27 protein-coding genes and 1 tRNA gene are annotated in these 24,087 nt (G+C 67.7%); 22 read left to right on the forward strand and 6 right to left on the reverse strand.

Annotation, left to right across the window (positions count from 1 at the left end; all coding sequences use genetic code 11):
• The first annotated feature begins 2 nt into the window (after window positions 1-2).
• From ACJEIK_RS12925 to recN, 3 genes are read left to right on the forward strand one after another with little or no spacing between them, the layout of a single operon-like run.
• Window positions 3-812 (forward strand): TlyA family RNA methyltransferase, encoded by an 810-nt coding sequence (locus tag ACJEIK_RS12925; RefSeq protein WP_061007159.1) that lies wholly within the window; start codon window positions 3-5, stop codon window positions 810-812.
• On the forward strand, window positions 809-1,732 hold the full coding sequence (locus tag ACJEIK_RS12930; protein WP_061007160.1) for an NAD kinase: 924 nt from the start codon (window positions 809-811) through the stop codon (window positions 1,730-1,732). The genes ACJEIK_RS12925 and ACJEIK_RS12930 overlap by 4 nt, the downstream gene beginning before the upstream one ends.
• Window positions 1,732-3,489 (forward strand): DNA repair protein RecN, encoded by a 1,758-nt coding sequence (gene recN, locus ACJEIK_RS12935; protein WP_064858829.1) that lies wholly within the window; start codon window positions 1,732-1,734, stop codon window positions 3,487-3,489. The genes ACJEIK_RS12930 and recN overlap by 1 nt, the downstream gene beginning before the upstream one ends.
• Window positions 3,490-3,492: 3 nt before the next feature.
• Here recN and ACJEIK_RS12940 read toward each other — a convergent pair whose 3' ends face one another.
• Window positions 3,493-4,329, reverse strand: coding sequence for a pyridoxamine 5'-phosphate oxidase family protein (locus ACJEIK_RS12940; protein ID WP_064858867.1), 837 nt, complete (start codon window positions 4,327-4,329; stop codon window positions 3,493-3,495).
• 50 nt (window positions 4,330-4,379) lie between these two features.
• Entirely contained in the window at window positions 4,380-4,841 is a 462-nt protein-coding gene (locus ACJEIK_RS12945) for a VOC family protein (protein ID WP_061007162.1), read from the reverse strand.
• Window positions 4,842-4,980: 139 nt separating this feature from the next.
• On the opposite strand from ACJEIK_RS12945, the gene ACJEIK_RS12950 reads away from it, so the two are divergent.
• From ACJEIK_RS12950 to ACJEIK_RS12980, 7 genes are all read left to right on the forward strand, one after another.
• A complete protein-coding gene (locus ACJEIK_RS12950; protein ID WP_135355894.1) occupies window positions 4,981-5,502 on the forward strand; it encodes a CGNR zinc finger domain-containing protein in 522 nt (173 codons plus the stop codon).
• Window positions 5,503-5,602: 100 nt separating this feature from the next.
• Complete coding sequence (gene steA, locus ACJEIK_RS12955) at window positions 5,603-6,787, forward strand: putative cytokinetic ring protein SteA (RefSeq protein WP_061007164.1); 1,185 nt, start codon at window positions 5,603-5,605, stop codon at window positions 6,785-6,787.
• A gap of 9 nt (window positions 6,788-6,796) precedes the next feature.
• Window positions 6,797-7,738 (forward strand): copper transporter, encoded by a 942-nt coding sequence (locus tag ACJEIK_RS12960; protein ID WP_061007165.1) that lies wholly within the window; start codon window positions 6,797-6,799, stop codon window positions 7,736-7,738.
• Window positions 7,739-7,870: 132 nt separating this feature from the next.
• Window positions 7,871-9,637, forward strand: a complete 1,767-nt coding sequence (locus tag ACJEIK_RS12965) for a CTP synthase (RefSeq protein ID WP_064858832.1) — start codon at window positions 7,871-7,873, stop codon at window positions 9,635-9,637.
• Entirely contained in the window at window positions 9,630-10,244 is a 615-nt protein-coding gene (locus ACJEIK_RS12970) for an NUDIX domain-containing protein (protein ID WP_409431562.1), read from the forward strand. Before ACJEIK_RS12965 ends, ACJEIK_RS12970 begins: the two co-directional genes overlap by 8 nt.
• A complete protein-coding gene (gene xerD / locus ACJEIK_RS12975) occupies window positions 10,244-11,203 on the forward strand; it encodes a site-specific tyrosine recombinase XerD (RefSeq protein ID WP_061007168.1) in 960 nt (319 codons plus the stop codon). Before ACJEIK_RS12970 ends, xerD begins: the two co-directional genes overlap by 1 nt.
• Before the next feature lie 32 nt (window positions 11,204-11,235).
• Window positions 11,236-11,598 (forward strand): DUF1622 domain-containing protein, encoded by a 363-nt coding sequence (locus tag ACJEIK_RS12980; RefSeq protein ID WP_061007169.1) that lies wholly within the window; start codon window positions 11,236-11,238, stop codon window positions 11,596-11,598.
• On the opposite strand, the gene ACJEIK_RS12985 is transcribed toward ACJEIK_RS12980, so the two are convergent.
• Window positions 11,586-12,320 (reverse strand): O-methyltransferase, encoded by a 735-nt coding sequence (locus ACJEIK_RS12985; RefSeq protein ID WP_409431563.1) that lies wholly within the window; start codon window positions 12,318-12,320, stop codon window positions 11,586-11,588. The genes ACJEIK_RS12980 and ACJEIK_RS12985 overlap by 13 nt on opposite strands.
• 156 nt (window positions 12,321-12,476) lie before the next feature.
• Here ACJEIK_RS12985 and ACJEIK_RS12990 point away from each other — a divergent pair, with 156 nt between their 5' ends.
• From ACJEIK_RS12990 to ACJEIK_RS13030, 9 genes are all read left to right on the forward strand, one after another.
• Window positions 12,477-13,361: a ParA family protein gene (locus ACJEIK_RS12990; RefSeq protein ID WP_204158607.1), complete on the forward strand. Its 885-nt coding sequence runs from the start codon at window positions 12,477-12,479 to the stop codon at window positions 13,359-13,361.
• Entirely contained in the window at window positions 13,361-14,203 is an 843-nt protein-coding gene (locus ACJEIK_RS12995) for a segregation/condensation protein A (RefSeq protein ID WP_409431691.1), read from the forward strand. Before ACJEIK_RS12990 ends, ACJEIK_RS12995 begins: the two co-directional genes overlap by 1 nt.
• Window positions 14,200-14,949, forward strand: coding sequence for an SMC-Scp complex subunit ScpB (gene scpB, locus ACJEIK_RS13000; protein WP_061007173.1), 750 nt, complete (start codon window positions 14,200-14,202; stop codon window positions 14,947-14,949). Before ACJEIK_RS12995 ends, scpB begins: the two co-directional genes overlap by 4 nt.
• Window position 14,950: 1 nt before the next feature.
• On the forward strand, window positions 14,951-15,694 hold the full coding sequence (locus tag ACJEIK_RS13005; protein ID WP_061007174.1) for a pseudouridine synthase: 744 nt from the start codon (window positions 14,951-14,953) through the stop codon (window positions 15,692-15,694).
• Window positions 15,691-16,374: a (d)CMP kinase gene (cmk, locus tag ACJEIK_RS13010; RefSeq protein ID WP_409431564.1), complete on the forward strand. Its 684-nt coding sequence runs from the start codon at window positions 15,691-15,693 to the stop codon at window positions 16,372-16,374. The genes ACJEIK_RS13005 and cmk overlap by 4 nt, the downstream gene beginning before the upstream one ends.
• Window positions 16,371-17,777: a ribosome biogenesis GTPase Der gene (gene der, locus ACJEIK_RS13015; protein ID WP_061007176.1), complete on the forward strand. Its 1,407-nt coding sequence runs from the start codon at window positions 16,371-16,373 to the stop codon at window positions 17,775-17,777. The genes cmk and der overlap by 4 nt, the downstream gene beginning before the upstream one ends.
• Window positions 17,778-17,865: 88 nt before the next feature.
• Window positions 17,866-17,939 (forward strand) — tRNA-Pro (locus tag ACJEIK_RS13020).
• Between the two features lie 79 nt (window positions 17,940-18,018).
• A complete protein-coding gene (locus tag ACJEIK_RS13025; protein ID WP_409431565.1) occupies window positions 18,019-19,113 on the forward strand; it encodes a fatty acid desaturase family protein in 1,095 nt (364 codons plus the stop codon).
• A 9-nt stretch (window positions 19,114-19,122) separates the two neighbouring features.
• Window positions 19,123-19,941 carry an HpcH/HpaI aldolase/citrate lyase family protein gene (locus tag ACJEIK_RS13030; RefSeq protein WP_409431566.1) on the forward strand — a complete coding sequence of 273 codons (819 nt, stop codon included), beginning with the start codon at window positions 19,123-19,125 and terminating at the stop codon, window positions 19,939-19,941.
• A gap of 22 nt (window positions 19,942-19,963) precedes the next feature.
• On the opposite strand, the gene ACJEIK_RS13035 is transcribed toward ACJEIK_RS13030, so the two are convergent.
• Window positions 19,964-20,197, reverse strand: coding sequence for a hypothetical protein (locus ACJEIK_RS13035; RefSeq protein WP_406784972.1), 234 nt, complete (start codon window positions 20,195-20,197; stop codon window positions 19,964-19,966).
• Between the two features lie 379 nt (window positions 20,198-20,576).
• Here ACJEIK_RS13035 and ACJEIK_RS13040 point away from each other — a divergent pair, with 379 nt between their 5' ends.
• From ACJEIK_RS13040 to ACJEIK_RS13050, 3 genes are read left to right on the forward strand one after another with little or no spacing between them, the layout of a single operon-like run.
• Window positions 20,577-20,828, forward strand: coding sequence for a DUF3297 family protein (locus ACJEIK_RS13040; protein ID WP_061007180.1), 252 nt, complete (start codon window positions 20,577-20,579; stop codon window positions 20,826-20,828).
• A 17-nt stretch (window positions 20,829-20,845) separates the two neighbouring features.
• The gene (locus tag ACJEIK_RS13045; protein WP_409431567.1) at window positions 20,846-22,021 is read left to right on the forward strand and encodes a damage-control phosphatase ARMT1 family protein; all 1,176 of its coding nucleotides are present in this window, start codon (window positions 20,846-20,848) and stop codon (window positions 22,019-22,021) included.
• 25 nt (window positions 22,022-22,046) lie between these two features.
• A complete protein-coding gene (locus tag ACJEIK_RS13050) occupies window positions 22,047-22,793 on the forward strand; it encodes a TIGR00730 family Rossman fold protein (protein WP_409431692.1) in 747 nt (248 codons plus the stop codon).
• Window positions 22,794-22,804: 11 nt separating this feature from the next.
• On the opposite strand, the gene ACJEIK_RS13055 is transcribed toward ACJEIK_RS13050, so the two are convergent.
• Together ACJEIK_RS13055 and ACJEIK_RS13060 are read right to left on the reverse strand one after the other, a co-directional pair.
• Window positions 22,805-23,371, reverse strand: coding sequence for a dihydrofolate reductase family protein (locus tag ACJEIK_RS13055; protein WP_409431568.1), 567 nt, complete (start codon window positions 23,369-23,371; stop codon window positions 22,805-22,807).
• Window positions 23,372-23,425: 54 nt separating this feature from the next.
• Complete coding sequence (locus tag ACJEIK_RS13060) at window positions 23,426-24,070, reverse strand: UdgX family uracil-DNA binding protein (protein WP_409431569.1); 645 nt, start codon at window positions 24,068-24,070, stop codon at window positions 23,426-23,428.
• Between the last annotated feature and the right edge of the window lie 17 nt (window positions 24,071-24,087).

Raw genomic sequence — 24,087 nt, forward strand, 5'->3', positions numbered from 1 at the left:
ACGTGACGCGACGCGCACGTGTTGATGCCGAACTCGTCCGGCGGGGGCTTGCCCGGTCTCGTCAACAAGCTGCCGAACTGATCGAGGCCGGCCGCGTGACGATCGACGGCATGCGGGCATCGAAGGCATCGACGGCCGTCACACCCGCGGCCAATCTCCTGGTCGCCGAATCCACCGAACGCAGCTGGGTGTCCCGTGGTGCCCACAAACTGATCGGTGCCCTCGATGCGTTCGGCGTGTCACCCGAGGGACGGCGTTGCCTGGACGCCGGTGCGTCCACCGGTGGATTCACCGAAGTGCTGCTCGACCGCGGAGCACGCGAGATCGTCGCGGCCGATGTCGGTTACGGGCAGCTGGCCTGGTCGTTGCGGTCCGACGATCGGGTCATCGTGATGGAGCGGACGAACGTGCGGGAGCTGACGGCCGAGGCCATCGGCGGTCCGGTCGACTTGGTGGTGGCCGATCTGTCCTTCATCTCGCTGGCCACCGTCCTACCGGCACTGACCGCATGTGCGTCGGACCTAGCCGATATCGTTCCCATGGTGAAGCCGCAGTTCGAGGTGGGCAAGGACCGGGTCGGGGCCGGTGGTGTGGTGTCCGACCCGGAATTGCGTGCCGACGCGGTGTTGACCGTCGCGCGGCGGGCCGCCGAACTCGGCTGGCATGCGGTGGACGTCACGGCCAGCCCATTGCCCGGCCCGTCCGGCAACGTCGAGTACTTCCTGCGACTGCGGACCACCACTGATCAGCCGCTGAAGGACGACGCCCTGGTCGCAGCCGTCGGCCGCGCGGTTGCCGAGGGGCCGCAGTGACGCGCGAACGCACCGTCCTGCTGGTGATCCACACCGGCCGCGACGAAGCCACCGAAACCGCAACCCGGGTCGAAAAAGTGCTGGGCGACAACGGAATCGGTTTACGCGTGCTCGCGGCCGAGGCCGTCGACCGCGGTGCGCTACACCTGGCACCGGACCACATGCGGGAAATGGGTGTCGACATCACGGTCGTCGACCCGGACAGCCACGCGGCCGAGGGCTGTGAGCTGGTCCTGGTGCTCGGCGGCGACGGCACCTTCCTGCGGGCCGCCGAATTGGCCCGCAATGCCGAGATCCCGGTGGTCGGAGTGAACCTCGGACACATCGGGTTCCTGGCGGAAGCCGAGGCCGAGGCCATCGATCACGTGCTCGAGCGCATCATCAACAAGGACTACCGGGTCGAAGAGCGGATGACGCTCGACATCGGGGTGCGCGTCGACGGCGAGATCGTGCAGCGTGGCTGGGCGCTCAACGAAGCCAGCCTGGAGAAGACCAGCCGGTTCGGCGTGCTGAACGTGGTCCTTGAGGTCGACGGCCGCCCGGTATCGGCGTTCGGCTGCGACGGGGTACTGGTTTCGGCCCCGACCGGCTCGACGGCGTATGCCTTCTCGGCGGGTGGCCCGATTCTGTGGCCGGACCTGGAAGCAATCCTGGTGGTACCCAACAACGCTCACGCCCTGTTCGCCCGCCCCATGGTGACCAGCCCCGACGCATCGATCGCGATCGAGGTCGAAGCAGGCAACAATGACGCCATGGTGTTCTGCGACGGCCGTCGCCAGATGGTGGTCCCGGCGGGCGGCCGGCTGGAGGTCACCCGGTGTGACACCTCGCTGAAATGGGTTCGTCTCGACAGCGCCCCGTTCTCTGATCGTTTGGTGCGCAAGTTCCGGTTGCCGGTGAAAGGGTGGCGCGGCCAGTAATGCTGACCGAGATTCGCATCGAGGCGCTGGGCGCCATCAGTGCGGCCACTGCCGAATTCGGCCGTGGTCTGACTGTGCTGACCGGGGAGACCGGCACCGGTAAGACCATGGTGGTCACCAGCCTGCACCTGCTGGGTGGCGCCCGCGCCGATCCCAGCCGGGTGCGGTCGGGTTCGGCCCGCGCCGTCGTCGAAGGCCGTTTCACCACAACCGAACTCGGTGACGGGGTGTCCGAGCGCGTCGACGGGATTCTGGAGGCCTCCGGCGCGGACCGCGACGACGACGGCAGCGTCATCGCCGCGCGGTCGGTGAGCAAGGACGGGCCGTCGCGTGCGTACCTGGGTGGGCGCAGTGTGCCGGCGAAGTCGCTTGCGACGTTCACCACCGAACTGCTGGCCCTGCACGGACAGAACGACCAGCTGCGTCTCATGCGCCCCGACGAGCAGCGCGGCGCACTGGACCGCTACGTCGACGTGACGGGGCTGCTGGCCAAGTACCGCAAGCTGCGGGACGAATGGCTCACCGCCCGAAGGGATTTGATCGACCGGCGCAACCGTGCGCGGGATCTCGCCATGGAGGCCGACCGGCTGCAGTTCGGTCTGGGAGAGATCGACGCGGTCGCGCCGGAAGCCGGCGAGGACGACGCATTGGTGGCCGATATCCGCCGGCTGTCCGAATTGGACGCGCTGCGGGACGCGGCCCAGACCGCACGCGCCGCGCTGTCGGGGGAACTCGGCGACGGTCCGTCGGACGACGCGGCCTCGGCACTCGATGCTGCGGCGCAGGCCAAGTCTGTGTTGTCGGCGACGGATGACTCCGTGCTGCGCGCCCTGGGCGACCGGCTGGGTGAGGCACTCGCGGTGATCGGTGATGTGTCCGGCGAACTCGGCGACTACCTTTCCGAGTTGCCCAGCGACGCAAGCACTTTGGAATCCAAGCTGGCGCGCCAGGCAGAGCTGCGCAACCTCACGCGCAAGTACGCCGCCGATATAGACGGGGTACTGCAGTGGGCCGCCGACGCCCGGCAGCGGCTGTCCCAGCTCGACGTCTCCGAAGAGGCCCTGGCTGAACTGCAGAAGCAGGTCGACGAACGGCACGACAAGGTCGTGCTGGCTGCCGCCGAGGTCACCAAGGCCCGCACCAAGGCATCGAAGTCGCTGGCGAAGGCCGTCACCGCCGAGCTCGCCGGCCTGGCGATGGGTGGCGCCGGATTCAGCATCACGGTGTCGCCGCTGGAGGCACGCGCCGACGACAGCGCACCGCTGACGCTGCCCGACGGCACCGCCGTGCACGCCGGCCACGATGGCGTCGACGCCGTCGAGTTCGGTTTCACGCCGCACAGCGGTTCGGACGTGCTGCCGCTGGCCAAGAGCGCGTCCGGTGGTGAGTTGTCGCGCGTGATGCTGGCGCTCGAAGTCGTGTTGTCGGCGTCCGCCGAGGGCACCACCATGGTGTTCGACGAGGTCGACGCCGGTGTCGGTGGCCGCGCCGCCGTGCAGATCGGCAAGCGCCTGGCCCGGCTGGCCCGCACCCACCAGGTCATTGTCGTGACGCACCTACCGCAGGTCGCGGCGTACGGCGACGTGCACCTGGTGGTGGAGAGCGGCCCGAAGTCGAGCCGCGTGGTCCGCCTCGAGGACGACGACCGGGTCGCCGAGCTGGCCCGCATGTTGGCCGGACTCGGCGACACCGACAGTGGTCGCGCGCATGCCCGCGAGCTGCTCGAGGCGGCGCAGCAGGAGCACGCCGCGCCGTAGACGTCAGGCGGGGTTGGCGGGCGAGAGCTCTGCCTGACCCCACCGCAGCGGACTGACGTCGCTCAGCTCGACCACTTCGTCGACCGTGAACTCCACCGAACATTGCGGGCCGTCGTCCCAGATGATCTCCGCGGTGCCCGTCAGCTGCAGGGTGTTCCCGGTCTGCCAGTCCGGGATCAGCAGTCCACAGCGAGGATTGGCGCTGATGTTGCCCAGCGTCATGAACATCGAGTTGCCGCGGTAGTCCGGCCACCGCAGCCGGTTCGGCGAAAGCACCTGCAGGAACCCGGGATTGCCGCCGCGGTGCGACGCGTCGGCGTTTCCGTCAGGATCGGCCGATCCGATGAAGAAGGTGTCGGTGCGGCCGACGATCTGCTGCAGGCGCTCGTCGAGGACCTCGGCGTGGCGGACAGTCGGGCGGTGCGTCGCCTCGGCGACACCCGCTATGTGCCGGCGCGAGATGTACTTCGGGCAGTTCGAGTACACCTGGTCGGGATGGATGCGCAGGCCGTCTGCGGTGGGTCGGGCCTGCCCATTCACCCGCATCCGGCGGCGGGTCTGCGGTTCGATTGCGATCATGCCGACCTGTTCATCCGGCCTGCGGAGAACCTCGTGGAGCGGGTCACCCGGTACCGGTAGAGCGCCGACCGCGATGGTCCCGTCTGCGTCGGCGTGCATGAACCCGGCCGGACCGGTGACCAGGCTGGCCCACACCCGGCCCGCGTCGTCGGTCGCGGCGAGCACGACCATCGGCTGTTCGGCCAGGAAGGCCGCCGCGGCGGCCGGAATCTCCGTACGGATCATCCGGCCGACGCGGACAGCGATCTCCGCCTGGCCCATGCGCCGCTGCACTTCCAGTTCACCGGCGTGGTAGGCAGTCACGGCGCGACTCAGAAGAATCCGCAGGTGGGGGCGGCGCCGCTCGGTGCCGGCGCGCTCTCGGCGCCGCCCGGCGCGTAGATCTCGAGCCGGATGCCGTCGGGATCGGTGAAGAAGATGCCGCCCGAGGCCGCGCCCTCTCCGTGCGCCACCACGCCGTCGTGCGCGAACGTCACGCCCAGCTCTTTGAGCGCGGCCTCCACGGTCTGGACCTGCTCGATGGTGTCGACCTGGAAGGACAGGTGGTGCAGGCCCGGGCTTCGGGTGGAGAACGCGCCGTCGCTCTGCTGCCACAGGGTCAGCCGCAGGGTGCCTTCGGAACCCAGGAAGGCGAAGCGGTGGTCGCCGTCGTCGCTGATACCCAGTTGTTCGAAACCCAGAGCGCGCCGGTAGAAGTCGACGGATCGCGACAGGTCGGTGACGTTGAGCCCGACGTGGCCGGGCGCGAGCTTGGGTGTGATGGCAGTGGTCATCGATTCCTCCGGTGTAACTGTTTATCTGACATTTGAAGGTTAGAATCGGAGTCGCAACGTGTCAACCACTAAAATTAAAATAGACGGTTAGTGGACTATCGGGAGGCTGTCGATGCAGGAGAGGCGGTTAATCTCAGCTATGCGTGATCCGCGCCCGCACGTCGGCGAACCTCTGGCGCTGGACCTGCTGAACACCCGGTGGATGTCAGCGGAGGGGCCGCAGGATCTCCTGATCGACGTGGCAGGACTCCGATGCTGGCTGGTGGCCAATGATCTCGATGACCGTTGCACAGCCGACGAAAAGACCCGTGCGGCGCTGGTGCGGGCGCGGGAGGCGATCCTGCAGGTGGTCGCCGACGGCTCGGCCGACGACTTGAACGCGGTCCTGGGCCACGGGCGTATCCGGCGGTCGCTCGCCGACTCGGGGCCGCAGGATGACGTGGATGTGTCGCGATCCGAATGGCTCCCCGGCTGGCTCGCCGCCGACAACCTCCTGCAGCTGCTGGCCGAATCGGCCGGCCGCATCAAGCAGTGCGCGCATCCGCATTGCGTCCTGTGGTTCTACGACACGTCGAAGAACGGCACGCGGCGTTGGCACTCGATGACCACGTGCGGCAACCGCGCCAAGGCGGCTCGGCACTATGCGGCGAAGCGAGATTGAGACCATTCGGCTGTTACGGATGTGACAAAAGAAAACTTCTGAGGCTGTTGTTACGGCGCGCCTCCACCTCTACTTGAGGGTTCATCGACAGAATCGACGCATGAAGATGGCAGCGCTGCTCACCCGAAATGCCGGACCCAAGCCGGGCGTGACTGGAACCGCCCGCGTTGACCGTGACATCGACCGACTGCTGCGACGCGTCGGTCCGGGGGACATCGTCATCCTCGATGCACTCGACCTCGACCGCATCACCGCCGACGCGCTGGTGGAGGCCGAGGTCGCCGCAGTCGTCAACGCATCGTCGTCGATCTCCGGCCGCTATCCGAACCTCGGGCCGGAAGTGCTTGTCGCCAACGGGGTTACGTTGATCGACGAGACCGGGCCCGAGGTCTTCAAGAAGGTCAAGGACGGCGCCAAGGTGCGGCTGCACAACGGCGGCATCTACAACGGAGACCGCCGCCTGGTCCTCGGCAACGAGCGTAACGACGAGCAGATCCACGAGATGATGCACGAGGCCAAGAGCGGCCTCGTGGCGCATCTGGAGGCCTTCGCCGGCAACACCATCGAGTTCATCCGCAGTGAGAGCCCGTTGCTGATCGACGGTATGGGCATCCCCGACATCGACGTCGACGTGAACCGCCGGCACGTCGTGGTGGTGACCGACGACCCGAGCGCCGAGGGCGACCTGAAGGCCATCAAGCCGTTCATCAAGGAGTACCAGCCGGTGCTCGTCGGTGTCGGCGCCGGCGCGGACACGCTGCGCAAGGCGGGCTACCGGCCCGCGCTGATCGTCGGCGATCCCGAGGACATGAGCGCCGACGTGCTGCGGTCGGGCGCCCAGGTGGTGCTTCCGGCCGACGCCGACGGCCACGCCAAAGGCCTTGAGCGCATCCAGGATCTGGGCGTCGGGGCCATGACCTTCCCGGCCGCCGGTTCGGCCGCCGATCTGGCGCTGCTCCTCGTCGACCACCATGGTGCCGCGCTGATCGTCACCGCCGGCCACCGCGCCAACATCGAAGAGTTCTTCGACCGCACGCGGCAGTCCAGCACCCCGTCGACGTTCCTCACCCGCCTGAAGGTGGGGGAGAAGCTGGTGGACGCGAAAGCCGTTGCGACGCTGTACCGTAGCCGGGTTTCCGGCGGCGCCATCGCGCTGCTGGTGCTGGCGATGCTGGTCGCCGTCATCGTCGCGCTGTACGTCGCGCGCGCCGACGCCACCGTCCTGCACCTGGTGACCGACTACTGGAACCGCTTCCTGCTGTGGGCCCAGGGTCTGGTGAGCTAGCTCCGGACGATGATCTCCCTACGCTCGCATGCGATCTCACTGGCCGCGGTGTTCCTGGCGCTGGCCATCGGGGTGATGCTCGGTTCCGGTCTGTTGTCCAACACGCTGCTGTCCGGACTGCGTGACGACAAACACGAGTTGCAGAACCAGATCAACGGCCTCACCGACGAGAAGAACGCGCTGAACCAGAAACTCAGTGCGGCAGGCGAGTTCGATGCCCAGATGTCGCCGCGCATGGTGCACGACGCGCTGGCGGGCAAATCGGTCGTGGTGTTCCGCACCCCGGACGCCGCCACCGACGACGTCGACGCGGCCGCGAAACTGATTGCGGCCGCAGGGGGTTCGGTGACCGGGACCATCGCGCTCACGCAGCAGTTCGTGGACGCCAACGCCTCGGAGAAGCTGCTGTCGGTGGTGAACTCACCGATCGTGCCGGCCGGACGTCAGCTCAGCACCCGGACCGTCGACCAGGGCTCGCAGGCCGGTGATCTGCTGGGCATCACGCTGCTGCGGGACCGTAACCCCGCGGTCCTGCCCGTCGACGACATGCAGCGCGACACCGTGCTCGCGACGCTGCGCGACACCGGGTTCATCACATATGGCTCTCAGCGCATCGGGGTCGCCGACAGCGCGCTGATCGTCACCGGCGGCGCCCTGGGTGACGACGCCGGCAACCGTGGGGCCACGGTGGCCCGCCTGGCCTCGGGCCTGGCGCCGCACGGCGCGGGCACGGTGGTGGCGGGCCGGGACGGCTGCGCGTCCGGCACCGCGGCCGTCGCCGTCGTGCGCTCCGATGCCGGGCTGTCCGGTGCGGTCGGCACCGTCGACGACATCAACAGCCAGGCCGGCCGGATCACCGCCGTCCTGGCGCTGCAGCAACTCATCGCCGGCGGTCATCCGGCGCAACTCGGGATCGGTCGCGGCGCCAGCTCGGTGACGGTCCTGCAGTAAAGCGAGCCGTGGCGACCGTCACCGGCGCGTCAGTCCCAGCTCGGGCCGGTCGGTGATAGGGTGAAATTCCGTGGGTCGGCAGGCCCCAGGTAGCTCAACCGCTACGTTGCCCCATCACCACGGAGGTCGTTCTTGGCATCGCTACGCAGGCACCCACAGGCCGCGACGAAGCACATTTTTGTCAGCGGCGGGGTCGCTTCCTCGCTCGGTAAAGGTCTGACCGCCAGCAGTCTCGGCCAATTGCTCACCGCGCGTGGTCTGCACGTGACGATGCAGAAGCTGGACCCGTACCTCAACGTCGATCCCGGCACCATGAACCCGTTCCAGCACGGCGAGGTCTTCGTCACCGAGGACGGCGCCGAGACCGACCTCGACATCGGCCACTACGAGCGCTTCCTGGACCGCAACCTGTCGCGCTCGGCCAACGTCACCACCGGTCAGGTGTACTCGGAGGTCATCGCAAAGGAGCGTCGCGGTGACTACCTCGGCGACACCGTCCAGGTGATTCCGCACATCACCGACGAGATCAAGAGCCGCATCCTCGAGATGGCGCTGCCCGACGCCAAGGGCAAGCGCCCCGACGTGGTCATCACCGAAATCGGCGGCACCGTAGGCGATATCGAGTCGCAGCCGTTCCTGGAGGCGGCCCGCCAGGTTCGCCACGACGTCGGCCGGGAGAACGTCTTCTTCCTGCACGTGTCACTGGTGCCGTACCTGGCGCCGTCGGGCGAGCTGAAGACCAAGCCGACGCAGCACTCGGTGGCCGCGCTGCGCAGCATCGGTATCACCCCCGACGCGCTGATCCTGCGCTGCGACCGCGACGTGCCGGAGCCGCTGAAGAACAAGATCGCGCTGATGTGCGACGTCGACATCGACGGCGTCATCTCGACGCCCGACGCCCCGTCGATCTACGACATCCCCAAGGTGCTGCACCGCGAGGAGCTCGACGCCTACGTGGTGCGCCGGCTGAACCTGCCGTTCCGCGACGTGGACTGGTCGGAGTGGGACGACCTGCTGCGCCGCGTGCACGAGCCCAAGGAGACGGTGCGTATCGCCTTGGTGGGCAAGTACATCGACCTGTCCGACGCCTACCTGTCGGTGGCCGAGGCGCTGCGTGCCGGCGGGTTCGCCCACCACTCGAAGGTCGAGATCCGCTGGGTCGCCTCGGATGACTGCGAGACCGAGCAGGGTGCGGCCGCCGCGCTCGGCGACGTGCACGGCGTGCTGATCCCGGGTGGCTTCGGCATCCGCGGTATCGAGGGCAAGCTCGGCGCCATCAGCTACGCCCGCCGTCAGCGGCTGCCGCTGCTGGGCCTGTGCCTCGGGTTGCAGTGCATCGTCATCGAGGCCGCCCGGTCCGTCGGCATCAGCGGCGCCAACTCGGCGGAGTTCGACGAGCACACGCCCGACCCGGTGATCGCCACCATGGCCGACCAGCTCGACGCCGTGGCCGGCGAGGCCGACCTCGGCGGCACCATGCGCCTCGGCGCGTATCCGGCGGTGCTGCAGGCGGATTCGATCGTGGCCAAGGCCTACGACGCGACCGAGGTCTCGGAACGCCACCGGCACCGCTACGAAGTGAACAACGCCTACCGTGACCGCATCTCGGAGAGCGGGCTGAAGTTCTCCGGCACCTCGCCGGACGGTCAGCTGGTCGAGTTCGTCGAGTACGACGCCGATCTGCACCCGTTCCTGGTCGGCACGCAGGCGCACCCGGAGCTCAAGAGCCGCCCGACGCGTCCGCACCCGCTGTTCGCGTCGTTCATCGGGGCGGCGCTGGACTACAAGGCCGCCGAACGCCTGCCGCTCGAGGAGATCGACTCCGAGGTGCACGGCGCCGGATCGCATGCGGAGGGTTCGGACGAGGATGCCGAGCAGCTGCAAGAATCCCGTGGCTGACCACGATTTCGCCACGCTGTCGAGCGAAACCGTCTATGTAGGAAAGATTTTCGCGTTGCGGGCCGACGAGGTCGCGATGCCCGGTGGTGGCTCGGCGCGCCGTGAGGTGGTCGAGCACTACGGGGCGGTCGCGGTCGTCGCGCTCGATGAAGACGGCAACCTGGTACTGGTGTACCAATACCGGCACCCGATCGGGCGGCGGCTGTGGGAGCTGCCCGCCGGGCTGCTGGACATGGGCGACGAGCCCGCGCACGTAACCGCGGCGCGGGAACTCGAAGAGGAAACCGGCCTGGCCGCCGCGCACTGGCAGACCCTGATCGACGTCGACTCGACGCCCGGATTCAGCGACGAGAGCGTACGGATCTTCCTGGCCACCGGGCTGACCGAGATCGGCCGGCCGCATGCGCACGACGAAGAAGCCGACCTGGTGGTCAAGCGGGTGCCGCTGGGCGATGCCGTGCAGATGGTGTTCACCGGCGAGATCGTCAATGCCCTTGCGGTGGCCGGGATTCTGGCCGCCGCGCACCGGCCGGCCGAGTTGCGAGCGGCCGACGCGCCCTGGATCGACCGCCCGACCGCATTCCGCAGCCGGCGGGAACAAGGCTGATGACGCCGGCTCCGGCGGGGGTCCGCTCACGGCTGGAGGTGCAGGTCCAGGGCTACCTGAACCACCTCAGCATCGAGCGGGGCGTCGCGGCCAACACGCTGAGTTCCTACCGGCGTGACATCCGCCGGTACACCGCCCACCTGGCCGGCCGCGGTATCGACGACCTCGGTGCCGTCACCGAAACCGACGTCAGCGAATTCCTCGTCGCGCTGCGGCAGGGCGATCCGGAGAACGGCGTCGCCGCCTTGTCCTCGGTCTCGGCGGCGCGGGCCGTCATCGCGGTGCGCGGGCTGCACAAGTTCGCCGCCGCCGAAGGGCTCGCCGACATCGACGTCGCGCGTGGCGTGAAGCCGCCGACGCCGGGCCGGCGGCTGCCCAAGAGCCTCAGCTACGACGACGTCATCGCGCTGCTGGACGGCGCGGGCGGCGACAGCGACGCCGACAATCCACTGACATTGCGCAACCGGGCGCTGCTGGAGCTGCTGTATTCGACCGGGGCCCGCATCTCCGAGGCCGTCGGCCTCGATCGCGACGACGTCGACACCGAGTCCCGGTCGGTGATGCTGCACGGCAAGGGCGGCAAGCAGCGGCTGGTACCCATCGGCCGGCCCGCCGTCACGGCGCTGGACGCCTACCTGGTGCGGGGCCGGCCCGAGCTGGCGCGCCGCGGCAAGGGCACGCCCGCCATCTTCCTCAACGCGCGCGGCGGCCGGTTGTCGCGGCAGAGTGCGTGGCAGGTGCTGCAGGATGCCGCCGAGCGGGCCGGTATCACGGCCGCGGTCTCGCCGCACACGCTGCGCCACTCGTTCGCCACGCACCTGCTCGAAGGCGGCGCGGACGTACGCGTCGTGCAGGAACTGCTCGGCCACGCGTCGGTCACCACGACGCAGATCTACACGCTCGTGACGGTCAGCGCACTGCGCGAAGTGTGGGCCGGGGCGCACCCGCGCGCCAGGTGAGGATGACGATCGGCCGGGGCTAGCATCCGGTCATGGCCTTCTACGACGTCATCGAGACGACCGGCAAGGTGATCGACGCCGTCGGTGTGGCGGTGATCGTCGGTGGTGCGGTGCTCGCGCTGGCCGCGACGGTCGGCCGGATCCGCGGCGAGGGCGGCGCCTATGACGCGTTCCGGCGGCAGCTGGGCCGCTCGATCCTGCTGGGCCTCGAATTTCTCGTCGCCGCCGACATCATCCGCACGGTGGCCGTCACGCCGACCGCACAGAGCGTTGCGGTGCTGGCCGGCATCGTCGCGATCCGAACGTTCCTGAGTTTCTCGCTGCAGGTCGAGATGACCGGCTCGTGGCCGTGGCAACGCCCGGTCAAGGCAGCGGACGACGGTCAGCCCAAGTAGTCCGATTCGAGCACCAGGTCGGGCAGCGTCTTCTGGTACTCGACGTGGGTGGGGTGTTCCCGGGTGCGCCAGAGCCTGCCCTCCTGGTCCCGCATGTACGCGCGGTACGCGGGAGCGCCGGGCACCTTGACGTTGTCCGCCACGACGACAGCACCGCGGTGCAGCCAACCCCGCGCCAGGATCGACTCCAGATCCTTGAGGTAGGCCGCCTTGTCGTGGTCGATGAACACGAAATCGAGGTTGCCCGGCCCGAATCCACAACCGGCGAGGCGGTCGAGCGTCGCGCCGCCGTCGCCGATGGTGCCGACGACGCAGGTGATCCGGTCCGCGACACCGGCGTGGGTCCAGATGCGGCGGGCGATCTCCGCATTGTCGGCAGACAATTCGACGGTGAAGACGTGTGCGTCCGGCGCAGTGCGGGCCATCAACAGGGCGCTGTAGCCGCAGTAGGTGCCCAGTTCGAGGATGCGCGTCGGGTTGGCACGGATGAGCGCGGACTCGAGGAGTTGGCCTTTTTCGTCGCCGACGTTGACCAACATCGACTGTTCCCGGGCGAACGTGTCGATGGTCGCGAGGACATGATCGATGTCGCCGCGGCGGGCGTTGGCTTCCACGTAGGCCGCGGCGGCGGCCTCACGGCCGTCACCCCACTGCCCGGTCTGGACGAACTTTCTCATCCCGAGCGCCATCCGGACCAATGACCACCGCTGCTTCCAGCTCATGGCAGTCACATTAGGACAGCGGGTCTGCCGTCGTCAGCGGCGTGGCACCGTTAAACTTGCCCGGATGTTCGCTATGGGAGTCACGCCGCTGATCGGCGACGCATGACCGATGTCCCAACAGGCGTGGGGGGCCTGAGCTCGGTGGAACCGGTTTCGATGCCGCTTGATGTCGATGGCGCGTCCGCGACCGCAGATCCGGAACCCGCGATCGGCCTGACCGGACGTCCCGCGCGACACATCCCCGAGCCCAAGCCCAAGAGTGTGCACGGCCCGGCCAAGGTCATCGCGATGTGCAACCAGAAGGGCGGCGTCGGCAAGACCACGTCGACCATCAATCTGGGCGCCAGCCTGGCCGAATACGGCCGTCGCGTGCTGCTGGTCGACCTCGATCCGCAGGGCGCGCTGTCCGCCGGCCTCGGCGTCCCGCACTACGAGCTCGAGCACACCGTGCACAACCTGCTCGTCGAGCCGCGGGTGTCGATCGACGACGTGCTGATCAACACCCGGGTCAAGGGCCTGGACCTGGTCCCCAGCAACATCGACCTGTCGGCCGCCGAGATTCAGCTGGTCAACGAGGTCGGCCGCGAGCAGACGCTGTCGCGCGCGCTGTACCCCGTGCTGGACCGCTACGACTACGTGCTGATCGACTGCCAGCCGTCGCTCGGACTGCTCACGGTGAACGGCCTGGCGTGCGCCGACGGCGTGATCATCCCGACCGAATGCGAGTTCTTCTCGCTGCGTGGCCTCGCGTTGCTGACCGACACCGTCGACAAGGTCCGCGACCGGCTGAACCCCAAGCTCGACATCAGCGGCATCCTGATCACCCGGTACGACAACCGCACCGTCAACGCGCGTGAGGTCATGGCCCGGGTGGTGGAGCGCTTCGGCGATCTGGTGTTCGACACCGTCATCAGCCGCACCGTGCGCTTCCCGGAGACCAGCGTCGCCGGTGAACCGATCACCACCTGGGCCCCGAAATCCGGTGGCGCCCAGGCGTACCGGGCGTTGGCTGCTGAGGTCATCGACCGGTTCGGCGCGTGATTGCCGAGGCCGACGTCGCTGGCGGTGAAGTGACCGGGCAAGAGGACGCCAAGAAACCGGGGTTCCAGGTCCGGCTGACCAACTTCGAGGGCCCCTTCGACCTGCTGCTGCAGCTGATCTTCGCGCACCGGCTGGACGTCACCGAGGTCGCGTTGCACCAGGTCACCGACGAGTTCATCGCGTACACCAAGGCGATCGGCAGCCAGCTTGAGCTGGATGAGACGACGGCATTCCTGGTCGTGGCCGCCACGCTCCTGGACCTGAAGGCCGCCCGGCTGCTGCCCGCTGCCGAAGTCCACGACGAGGACGACCTGGCACTGCTCGAAGTGCGCGACCTGCTGTTCGCGCGGCTGCTGCAGTACCGGGCGTTCAAGCACGTCGCGCTGATGTTCGCCGAGCTCGAGGCCGCGGCGATGCGCAGCTACCCGCGGGCCGTCACGCTCGAGGACCGGTTCACCGAGCTGCTGCCCGAGGTGATGCTGGGCGTCGACGCCGACCGGTTCGCCCAGATCGCGGCGGCCGCGTTCACACCGCGTCCGGTGCCGTCGCTGCGCGTCGATCACCTGCACGTGCAGGCGGTGTCGGTGCCCGAGCAGGCCATGAAACTGATGGGGCTGCTGGAGAGTCGCGGCGTCGGGGAGTGGGCGTCGTTCACCGATCTGGTCGCCGACTGCGACGGCGGCATGGAGATCGTCGGCCGGTTCCTGGCGCTGTTAGAGCTCTACCGTGCCAAGGCGGTAAACTTCGAGCAGATTGAACCGCTTGGAGTGCTGCAAGTTTCGTGGACCGGTGAGCGGCCGACGAACGAGCATCTGGCAGCGGCGGTGGAAGAAGACCAATGACGGACAACGACGCGGTGATCGCCGCGGATAGCAGCGTGGGCGAGGACGTCGAGCCTGACGCCGGTGTGACCGACGCGGCCGCTGTCGCCGAAGGTGACGAACTCGACACCGAGATCAGCGATGACGAGCTCGGGTGCGCTCTGGAGGCCCTGCTGCTGGTGGTCGATACCCCGGCCCCGGTCGACTCTCTGGCCTCCGCGCTGGACGAGACGATCGAGCGGGTCGAGGACAAGCTGCGCCGGATGGCCGCCGAGCTGGCCGAGCGCGGCAGCGGCATCGACCTGCGCGAGGCCGGCGGCGGCTGGCGGATGTACACCCGCGCCCGGTACGCGCCCTACGTCGAGCGGCTCATCCTCGACGGCGCCCGGTCCAAGCTGACCCGGGCGGCGCTGGAGACCCTGGCAGTCGTGGCCTACCGGCAGCCGGTGACGCGCGCCCGGGTGAGTGCGGTGCGTGGCGTGAACGTCGATGCCGTCATGCGGACCCTCGCGGCGCGCGGGCTGATCATCGAAGCCGGCACCGATGCCGACAGTGGCGCAACGACTTTCGCCACGACGGAATTGTTCCTGGAGCGGCTCGGTTTGACCTCGCTGAGCGAGCTGCCGGAACTCGCCCCGCTGTTGCCTGATGTCGACGTCATCGACGACATCACCGAGACGCTCTCTGAGGAGCCGCGTTTCGCCAAACTCGGCGGAACCCCTGTGCCGGCTGCGGAGCCGGCCAAATTCGACGTAGATCGGGACTGACATGGCCAACGAAGAAGGCGTGCGACTGCAGAAGGTGTTGTCGCAGGCGGGAATTGCCTCTCGCCGCGTCGCCGAGCGGATGATCCTGGACGGGCGGGTGGAGGTCGACGGCCAGATCGTCACCGAGCTCGGCACGCGGGTGCACCCCGATCGGCAGGTCGTCCGGGTCGACGGCACCCGCGTCCTCGTCGACGAGGACCTGGTGTACCTCGCGCTGAACAAGCCAAAAGGCATGCACTCCACCATGTCTGACGACCAGGGCCGTCCCTGCATCGGTGACTTGGTCGAGCATCGCGTGCGCGGCAACAAGAAGCTCTTCCACGTCGGCCGGCTCGACGCCGACACCGAAGGGCTGATCCTGCTGACCAACGACGGCGAGCTGGCGCACCGGCTGATGCACCCGCGGTACGAAGTGTCCAAGACGTACCTGGCGACCGTGCAGGGGACCGTGCCCCGCGGGTTGGGCAAGAAGGTCCGCGAGGGCGTGGAACTGGACGACGGCCCGGTCTATGTCGACGAATTCGCGGTGGTCGACATGGTCGCCGGTAAGTCGTTGGTGAAGATCGTGCTGCACGAGGGCCGCAATCGCCTCGTGCGCCGGTTGATGGCCGAGGTGGGTTTCCCGGTGAAGGAACTGGTGCGCACGCACATCGGCACAGTGGCGCTGGGGGACCAGCGGGTCAACAGCCTGCGGGCACTGACGCGCAAGGAAGTCGGCGAGCTGTACCAGGCGGTGGGCCTGTGAACGCCCTCGTCATTGCCATCGACGGCCCAGCGGGAACCGGGAAGTCCTCGGTGTCAACGGGTTTGGCGCACGCACTCGGCGCCAACCACATCAACACCGGTGCGATGTACCGGATCGTGACGCTCGCGGTGCTGCGGGCCGGCATCGACCCGGCCGACGCCGACGCCGTCGTCGCGGTGTGTGAGAAGACCGAGTTCTCCGTCAGCTTCGACCCGGACCACGACACGTCGTACCTTGCCGGCGAGGACGTTTCGGACGAGATTCGCGGCGACGCGGTGACTCTCGCGGTATCGGCCGTGTCGGCGATCCCGGCCGTGCGGACGCTGCTGGTGCGGCGGCAGCGTGAGCTGATCGCGGCGGCCGGCTCGGTCGTCGTCGAGGGGCGCGACATCGGCACCGTCGTCAAGCCCGACGCCGATCTCAAGATTTTCCTGACCGCCTCGGCCGAGGAGCGGGCCCGTCGGCGCAATGCGCAGAACGTCGCAAACGGCTCGGGTGACAACTACGAAGCGGTGCTTGCCGACGTGCAGCGCCGGGACCATCTGGACTCGACGCGCGCGGTCTCGCCACTGCAGGCGGCCGACGATGCGATCGTCGTCGATTCCAGCGATATGACCCAGGATGATGTGGTGGCACATCTGCTGGATCTCGTGCAGCAGAAGGTAGGTGTGCGTCAATGAGCGACGACGACGGTGTGTGGTTCGACGAAGGTGACTGGGAAATCGGCTCGGAGGGATTCGAGGCCGAGGTCGACGAGTACGCCGGGCCCCCGCCCGTGGTGGCCGTGGTCGGCCGCCCGAATGTCGGCAAATCGACTCTGGTGAACCGCATCTTGGGCCGTCGCGAAGCGGTGGTGCAGGACATCCCGGGCGTGACCCGCGACCGCGTGTCGTACGACGCGCAGTGGGTCGGGCGCCGGTTCGTGGTGCAGGACACCGGCGGTTGGGAACCCGACGCCAAGGGCCTGCAGATGCTGGTCGCCGAGCAGGCCACCGTGGCCATGCGCACCGCCGACGCGATCATTCTCGTGGTCGACGCGGTGGTCGGGGCAACCTCGGCCGACGAGGCCGCGGCCAAGCGGTTGCAGCGCTCCGGCAAGCCGGTCTTCTTGGCGGCCAACAAGGTTGACAACGAGAAGGTCGAATCCGAGGCGGCGGCGCTCTGGTCGCTGGGGCTGGGACAGCCACACTCGATCAGTGCGATGCACGGCCGTGGCGTGGCAGACCTGCTCGACAGCGTGCTCGAGGTGCTGCCCGAGGTCTCCGAGATGTCCGGTGGGACAGGCGGTCCGCGCCGTGTCGCGCTGGTCGGCAAGCCCAATGTCGGTAAGAGTTCGCTGCTGAACAAGCTGTCGGGCGACGAGCGGTCCGTCGTGCACGACGTCGCCGGCACCACGGTGGACCCGGTCGACTCGCTGATCGAGTTGGACGGCAAGACTTGGCGTTTCGTCGACACGGCCGGTCTGCGCCGCAAGGTCGGCCAGGCCAGCGGGCACGAGTTCTACGCCTCGGTCCGCACGCACGGCGCGATCGACGCCGCCGAGGTCGCGATCATGCTGATCGACGCCTCCCAGCCGCTGACCGAACAGGACCTGCGGGTGCTGTCGATGGTCATCGAGGCCGGGCGCGCACTGGTCATCGCGTTCAACAAGTGGGACCTGGTCGACGAAGACCGGCGCTACCTGCTGGACAAGGAGATCGAGCGCGAGCTGGTGCAGGTGCAGTGGGCTCCGCGCGTGAACATCTCGGCGAAAACGGGTCGGGCCGTGCAGAAGTTGGTACCGGCGCTGGAGTCCTCGCTGGCGTCGTGGGACGCCCGTATCCCGACCGGGCGGCTCAACACCTTCCTCAAGGAGATCGTGGCCGCCACACCGCCGCCGGTGCGCGGTGGCAAGCAGCCGCGCATCCTGTTCGCCACGCAGGCGGCCTCGCGACCGCCGACCTTCGTGCTGTTCACCACGGGCTTCCTGGAGGCCGGCTACCGCCGCTTCCTGGAGCGCCGGCTGCGTGAAGAGTTCGGCTTCGAAGGCAGCCCGATCAAGATCAATGTGCGGGTGCGCGAGAAGCGCGGGGCCAAGCGCTAGCCGCCGACTCGCCGCCGGACCCGTTTAGGGTCCGGCGGGAGGTCTGAGGTAGGCTTTCCAACCGTTGCCGGTTCGTCCGGCAGCGCCGCGGGCTGTGGCGCAGCTTGGTAGCGCACTTGACTGGGGGTCAAGTGGTCGCAGGTTCAAATCCTGTCAGCCCGACAAAGTTTTTGCAGGTCAAAGGCCTCGCGGTGGCCCCGATGGCGCCGTCTCACCGCCGCACCCACCCGAGGACACCTTGATGGCGATCGCCGATGTTTCTGCCTACGTGCACCTCAGCAGTGAGGACGTCGAAGAGATCGGCTACGAACTCGACGTGATCCGCCGGGACGTCGAGGAGTCGCTCGGGGCGAAGGACTCGGCGTACATCCGGCGGGTGATCCATTTTCAGCGGGCGCTCGATGTCGCGGCGCGGCTGATGATCGCCGGCAGCCGGTCCAAGATTGGCTGGGTCGCCGGCACGTGCGCGCTGGCGTATGCGAAGTCCGTCGAGAACATGGAGCTGGGCCACAACATCTCCCACGGCCAGTGGGATTGGATGAACGACCCGGAAATCCACTCCAATACCTGGGAGTGGGACATGGTCGGACATTCCGCGCAGTGGCGGTACTCGCACAACTATCGGCATCACGTCTACACCAACGTGCTCGGCATGGACGAGGACATCGGTTACCGCCTGCTACGGGTGACGACCGACCAGGCGTGGCGGTGGGCGCATTTGTTCACCCCGCTTGGAAACCTGGTGCTGGCAGCGACGTTCGAATGGGGTATCGCCCTGCACGGCCTGCACTCGGAGCGGCTCCGGGGTGAGACGCCAGACGCTGTCGCGGTGGAGAAGCGGAAGTTTCTCGCCAAGAGCGCGCGCCAGCTGGGCAAGGACTATGTGTTCTTCCCGGCGCTGAGCCTGCGCCGGTGGCGTCGCACGCTGGCTGCCAATGCCGTCGCGAATGTGCTGCGGAACCTGTGGGTGTACGTGAACATCGTTTGCGGGCACATCCCCGACGGGGCCGAGACGTTCGACCCCGCGGTGGTCAAGGACGAAACTCGCGGCGAATGGTATCTGCGACAAATTCTCGGGACGGCGAACTTCAACGCAAGCCCGCTGCTGGCGTTCTCGGGTGGGCACCTGTGCTACCAGATCGAGCATCACCTGTTCCCTGATCTGCCGAGCAACCGGTTGCCTGAAGTGAGCGTCCGGGTGCGGGAACTGTGCGCGAAGTACGACCTGCCCTACAACACGGCATCGCTTCCGCGCCAGTACTTTCGGACGCAACGGATCATCCACGGGTTGGCGCTGCCCACCTGGCTGCTGCGTGTGGGACGGCGGCGCGACTAGCCTGACGCCATGACCGTGAACTCGAAAGTTTCGCGCTCCTGGCTGCTCGTCAACCCGTCTCGCGAACCCGACCTCGGGGCAGTCCTGGCGACGACACAATGCGACGAGGTCATTCTGGATCTCGAAGACGCCGTCGCTCCCGATGAGAAGGAGGGGGCTCGGGAGCGGGTCGTCGAGTTCCTGAACGCCGGGGCGCGGGCATGGGTCCGGGTCAATGATGCGTCGAGCGATTTCTGGTCTGCCGACTGCCGTGCGCTGGCGGAGTGCCGCGGGGTCAAGGGCGTTGTGCTGGCCAAGACCGAGGGCGGAAATCACATGTGGGACACCGCGAACCGGCTCGGCGGTGAGTCGCCGGTGATCGCATTGATCGAGACGGCGCGCGGGCTGGCGCGCGTGCACGACATCGCCGCGGCGCGACCGTGCTTTCGCATCGCGTTCGGCGTCAACGACTACACGCTGGACATCGGGGTCGAGCAGGACCCGTTGGCGCTGGCCTACAGCCGCTCGCAGCTGGTCATCGCGTCGCGCGCCGCGCACATCCCGGGTCCGATCGACGGGCCCACCCGCGATCCAGATCAGCTGGCCGAGGGCGTGGCGCTCACCCGGCAGATGGGTATGACGGGCAAGCTCGCGTTGCGCTCGTCCGATGCCGAGACCATCAACGCCGGACTGAGCCCGTCCGAAGCCGACATCGGCTGGGCCCGCGAGTTCGTCGAGCAGTTCAACGCGCGCGGCGGAAAACCGAAGGACGGCAGCGACTTACCCCGATTGAACCGCGCCCGGATCATTCTGGAGAAGGCACGCCAACTCCGGCTGATACCGGACTGAACGCCGCAGCGGAACGGCGCCGTCAGGTCAGCGGCACCCACCCGCGCGGGTCGACATCCGTGGGTACGGCACGGACGTAGAAGCAGTTGCTGAATCCCATTGCACCTTCGCAATGGTTGAAGATGCCGTTGCCGTCGGCTTGCCCGTCGCAGTATCCGCCCCAGGGGGTGTTGAAGCATTGTCCTGGTGTGGCGTGGGCTACGCCGATGGGGCTGAGTGCGAACGCGGCGGCAGCGATTGCGATTGCGATTTTCATCAGCCCATCCCTCCTTCTGTCATGAGGTTTGATCTGTCGCGAGGCTCTGGTGAGTTGCCGTCACCGGGCCCATATAAATTCCGATGGTAGGCCGACTTCCGGAGTGCCGGCACCGTTATGTGTGCAGGCAAACAGCCTCTCCAGCGGACTTCCGAGACAGCTGTGACGCATGAGGTGGAAGGGGATTCTGTGCCGGCGCGAGGGCGCAATTGCCCAAGCCGCCAACAGGTTTCGGTGCGGGCACCGTCTGCTGCTCGACGACGTCCAGTTTCGGCGACGCGGCCGGCCATGACCTACGCGCAGCCCGCCACCGCGGGGTCGCGTACGTTCTTAGAGAATTACAGCCGAGTACCCAGCCCAGCATTCGACGAAAGCCATCATGTCCCAGGACCAGAACACAGACGTTCCACCGAACCACCTCTCCATCGATCCGCGCAGCCCCTTCTACAACGAAGAGGCGCTCATCCGTGGCGTCGGCATTCGCTTCAACGGCGCCGAGAAGACCAACGTGTACGAATACGACGTGGCGGAGGGCTGGGTGCGGGTGGAGGTCCCGACCGCCAAGGATCGTCGCGGCAACCCGATGGTCGTCAAGCTCAACGGCACGGTTGAACCGTATTTCCGCACCTAGCAAGTAGCTGAACCCCGGTGGATATCTCTGCTGCGCCGACCATCACGGCGGCGGTCCCTGGGTCCTTCGAGTGGGATGTGTTCCATGAGCGTCATCCGAAACTGATTCGTCAGGTACTGGACTCGTCGCCGTACACCTCGGCCGAAGAGGCGAAGCTGCAACAGCTGCTCGCCGAGAGCACCACCGGCGTCCTCGCGCCGTTGCCCGAGACCGCGCACGACCGGCAGGAGTGGCTCGTCTGGGGCGAGCACCTCTACGGACGACCGTGGGGTGAGGTGCCATTCCTGTGGAGCGAGAGTTACTTCTACCGCCGATTGCTCGGGGCCCTCGGCTACTTCGGGACGGGCACCTGGCGCAGCATCGACCCGTTCGCTCCGGCCAAGAACGCCGAGTTGACGGGACCGGAGGTCGACCGAGAACTGAGCGCCTTCGCCGACCTGGCGGACGGGTCGGACGACCGGCGGCACGAGGCACTCCTGGTCGCCGCGCTGTGGGGCAACCGCGCCGACCTCAGTTTCCAGCTGCAGCTGAACACCGCCGGCGCGGACGCCCAGTCGGAGGGCATCCTCGTCGACGACAGCGCGTTGCTGTGGTCTGCCCTCACGTCGCGGGACAACGCGGTCGTCTGCGTGGTCGCCGACAACGCCGGACGCGAGCTGTTGGCGGATCTCGTCCTGGCCGACAGCCTGCTCGGTCAGCGCTTGGCGGCCGAGATCGTGCTGTACGTCAAGCCGCATCCGTACTACGTGTCGGATGCGACCATGGCCGACGTCCTGGCGGTCATCGGGCGCCTGCGGGCCGAGTCCCGGCCGCAGCTGAGCGAGATCGGTGACCGGCTCTGGGCCGCTGTGCGTAGCGGCCGACTCCAGGTGCGCACCCACAAGTTCTTCTGCGCGCCTCTGTCCTTCCATGACATGCCCGACGACCTCGCCGCCGAATTCGCGACCGCCACGATGACCGTGATGAAAGGCGACCTCAACTACCGGCGCCTCGTCGGAGACCGATACTGGCCCGCGACAACACCGTTCGACCACACCGTCGACTATTTCCCGTCTGCGGTCACGGCCCTCCGGACGTTGAAATCGGAAGTTGTCGTGGGTCTGACGGCGGAGCAACTCGCAGGTCTGGATGAGAGTGGACAGCCGTGGCGGACCAGCGGCAGGCACGCGTTGATCCAAGTTCACGAGCCGTAGCGCGCCGCATACGCTGGCCGGTGTGATCGAGGACCAGAACGAGGACGACGACGGCGAGCTCCAGATCAGCGGCCCGGTGCAACTCCGTCGCGAGCGGTGCGCCACCACGACCGCCGATCAGCGCCTGCTGGACCGGCGCGGACCCAGCGATTGGGTGCACACCGATCCGTGGCGGGTGATGCGCATCCAGGGCGAGTTCGTCGTGGGCTTCGACGCCCTTGCCGAGATGCCCAGGGCCGTCACGGTTTTCGGCTCTGCCCGGACGACACCCCATTCGCCCGAATACCGGTTGGGTGAGGAGTTGGGCGTGGCGCTGGTGCGGGCCGGCTACGCGGTGATCACCGGGGGCGGCCCGGGGGCGATGGAAGCGGCCAACCGCGGGGCCAGCGAGTCCGGCGGCTACTCGGTCGGTCTGGGCATCGAGCTGCCCTTCGAACAGCGCCTCAACCACTGGGTCGATCTCGGGATCAACTTCCGCTACTTCTTCGTGCGCAAGACGATGTTCGTCAAATACGCGCAGGCGTTCGTGTGCCTGCCCGGCGGATTCGGCACGCTCGACGAACTGTTCGAAGCCCTGACCCTCGTCCAGACCCGCAAGGTCACCGCGTTTCCGATCATCATGCTGGGCGTCGACTACTGGTCGGGCCTGATCGACTGGATCCGCAACACGATGCTGGCCGAAGGCAAGATCTCCGAATCCGACCTGGACCTGATCCACTGCACCGACAGCGTGGCCGAAGCGGTGGACATCATCGTCGCGTCGGCGCGCTAGCCGGGCCGTCCTCAGTCGCGCTTCGTCTCGTAACGCAGCAGGACGGTGCCGCAGGGAAAGGTGTGGTTCTCCAACAGTCGCAACGAGATCCACGAGGGCAGCGCCGGGAAGAACGGGGTGCCGCCGCCGACCGCGGTGGGCACGAGCACGATCCGGAACTCGTCGACCAGCCCGGCCTGCACGACGGGCGCGGCGAGCGTCGCGCCGGCCACCTCCAGATTGCCGTCGGTTTCGGCTTTGAGTTTCGTCACCACCTCGACCGGGTCGCCGCGTTCCAGGCGGGCATTCCAGTCGACGGAATCCAGGGTGCGCGAGAACACGACCTTTGGCATATCGCGCCAGATGCGGGCGAAGTCGACGATCATCGGCCCGGCGTCGGGATCGGCGTCGGCGGTCGGCCAGTACGCGGACATGAGCTCGTAGAGCCGCCGGCCGTAGAACGACAGGGCCGTCTCGCGCTCGAAGTCGTTCCAGTACTGGTGCAGTTCGTCGCTCGGTTCGGACCAGTCGATGCTGCCCTGTGCGTCCGCGATGTATCCGTCCACCGACACGTTGAAGCCGTAGATGAGTCTGCCCATGTAGATCAGACTGCACGCGGAGGCAAGACTCATCGGTTGGGAACAGGGCGCTTCTCAGCCGAGCAGTTCCACAGACCTCTGGAGATCGGTCACCAGGTCCCGGTAGGCGGCGTCGCGGTCGGGCGACGGCAGGCGCAGGATCGAGGAGGGGTGCGCGGTGGCGATGGCCACGGTGTCGTGGTCGGGGACCGTGTCGGGCGGTAGCTGCAGCGTCTCGCCGCGATGCTGGGTGAGGCGAAAGTCGTTGCCCAGGAGCGACTGTGCAGCCGTCGCGCCGAGCAACACGACCACATGGGGTTCGACGGTGCGCAGCTCGGCCAGCAGCCAGGGTCGGCAGGCGACCACCTCGGTTCGGTTGGGCTTCTGGTGGATTCGGCGCTTGCCGCGATCGGTGGCCTTGAACTTGAAATGCTTGACCGCGTTGGTCACGTACAGCCGGCCGCGGTCGATCCCGGCGTCGCCGAGCGCGCGGTCGAGAAGGCGGCCGGCCGGCCCGACGAACGGTTGACCGCGACGGTCCTCCACATCACCGGGCTGTTCGCCGACCAACATGATCGCGGCTGCATCGTCGCCGGCGCCGAACACGGTCTGCTGCGCGTGTTGGTACAGCCCGCATCCGTGACACTCGCCGGCCGCCGTGCGTAGCGCCGGGATGTTGAGCACCCCGGGAAGATAATCGGCTGCGCTGGTTTCGGGCATGCTCTTGATTACCCGGA

It is taken from the genome of Mycobacterium sp. SMC-16, from assembly GCF_046250085.1.
In the GTDB taxonomy this organism is placed as follows: Bacteria; Actinomycetota; Actinomycetes; order Mycobacteriales; family Mycobacteriaceae; genus Mycobacterium; species Mycobacterium phocaicum.

Coding starts and splice junctions, on each gene's coding strand:
- ACJEIK_RS12990 (WP_204158607.1), top strand. CDS start 12,477: ATGCCGCTTGATGTCGATGGCGCGTCCGCGACCGCAGATCCGGAACCC.
- scpB (WP_061007173.1), top strand. CDS start 14,200: ATGACGGACAACGACGCGGTGATCGCCGCGGATAGCAGCGTGGGCGAG.
- ACJEIK_RS13035 (WP_406784972.1), bottom strand. CDS start 20,197: ATGAAAATCGCAATCGCAATCGCTGCCGCCGCGTTCGCACTCAGCCCC.
- ACJEIK_RS12985 (WP_409431563.1), bottom strand. CDS start 12,320: ATGAGCTGGAAGCAGCGGTGGTCATTGGTCCGGATGGCGCTCGGGATG.
- ACJEIK_RS13055 (WP_409431568.1), bottom strand. CDS start 23,371: ATGGGCAGACTCATCTACGGCTTCAACGTGTCGGTGGACGGATACATC.
- ACJEIK_RS13005 (WP_061007174.1), top strand. CDS start 14,951: ATGGCCAACGAAGAAGGCGTGCGACTGCAGAAGGTGTTGTCGCAGGCG.
- ACJEIK_RS13040 (WP_061007180.1), top strand. CDS start 20,577: ATGTCCCAGGACCAGAACACAGACGTTCCACCGAACCACCTCTCCATC.
- recN (WP_064858829.1), top strand. CDS start 1,732: ATGCTGACCGAGATTCGCATCGAGGCGCTGGGCGCCATCAGTGCGGCC.
- ACJEIK_RS12980 (WP_061007169.1), top strand. CDS start 11,236: ATGGCCTTCTACGACGTCATCGAGACGACCGGCAAGGTGATCGACGCC.
- der (WP_061007176.1), top strand. CDS start 16,371: ATGAGCGACGACGACGGTGTGTGGTTCGACGAAGGTGACTGGGAAATC.
- ACJEIK_RS12950 (WP_135355894.1), top strand. CDS start 4,981: ATGCGTGATCCGCGCCCGCACGTCGGCGAACCTCTGGCGCTGGACCTG.
- steA (WP_061007164.1), top strand. CDS start 5,603: ATGAAGATGGCAGCGCTGCTCACCCGAAATGCCGGACCCAAGCCGGGC.
- ACJEIK_RS12940 (WP_064858867.1), bottom strand. CDS start 4,329: ATGGGCCAGGCGGAGATCGCTGTCCGCGTCGGCCGGATGATCCGTACG.
- ACJEIK_RS13060 (WP_409431569.1), bottom strand. CDS start 24,070: ATGCCCGAAACCAGCGCAGCCGATTATCTTCCCGGGGTGCTCAACATC.
- ACJEIK_RS12945 (WP_061007162.1), bottom strand. CDS start 4,841: ATGACCACTGCCATCACACCCAAGCTCGCGCCCGGCCACGTCGGGCTC.
- ACJEIK_RS13025 (WP_409431565.1), top strand. CDS start 18,019: ATGGCGATCGCCGATGTTTCTGCCTACGTGCACCTCAGCAGTGAGGAC.
- ACJEIK_RS13030 (WP_409431566.1), top strand. CDS start 19,123: ATGACCGTGAACTCGAAAGTTTCGCGCTCCTGGCTGCTCGTCAACCCG.
- ACJEIK_RS12960 (WP_061007165.1), top strand. CDS start 6,797: ATGATCTCCCTACGCTCGCATGCGATCTCACTGGCCGCGGTGTTCCTG.
- xerD (WP_061007168.1), top strand. CDS start 10,244: ATGACGCCGGCTCCGGCGGGGGTCCGCTCACGGCTGGAGGTGCAGGTC.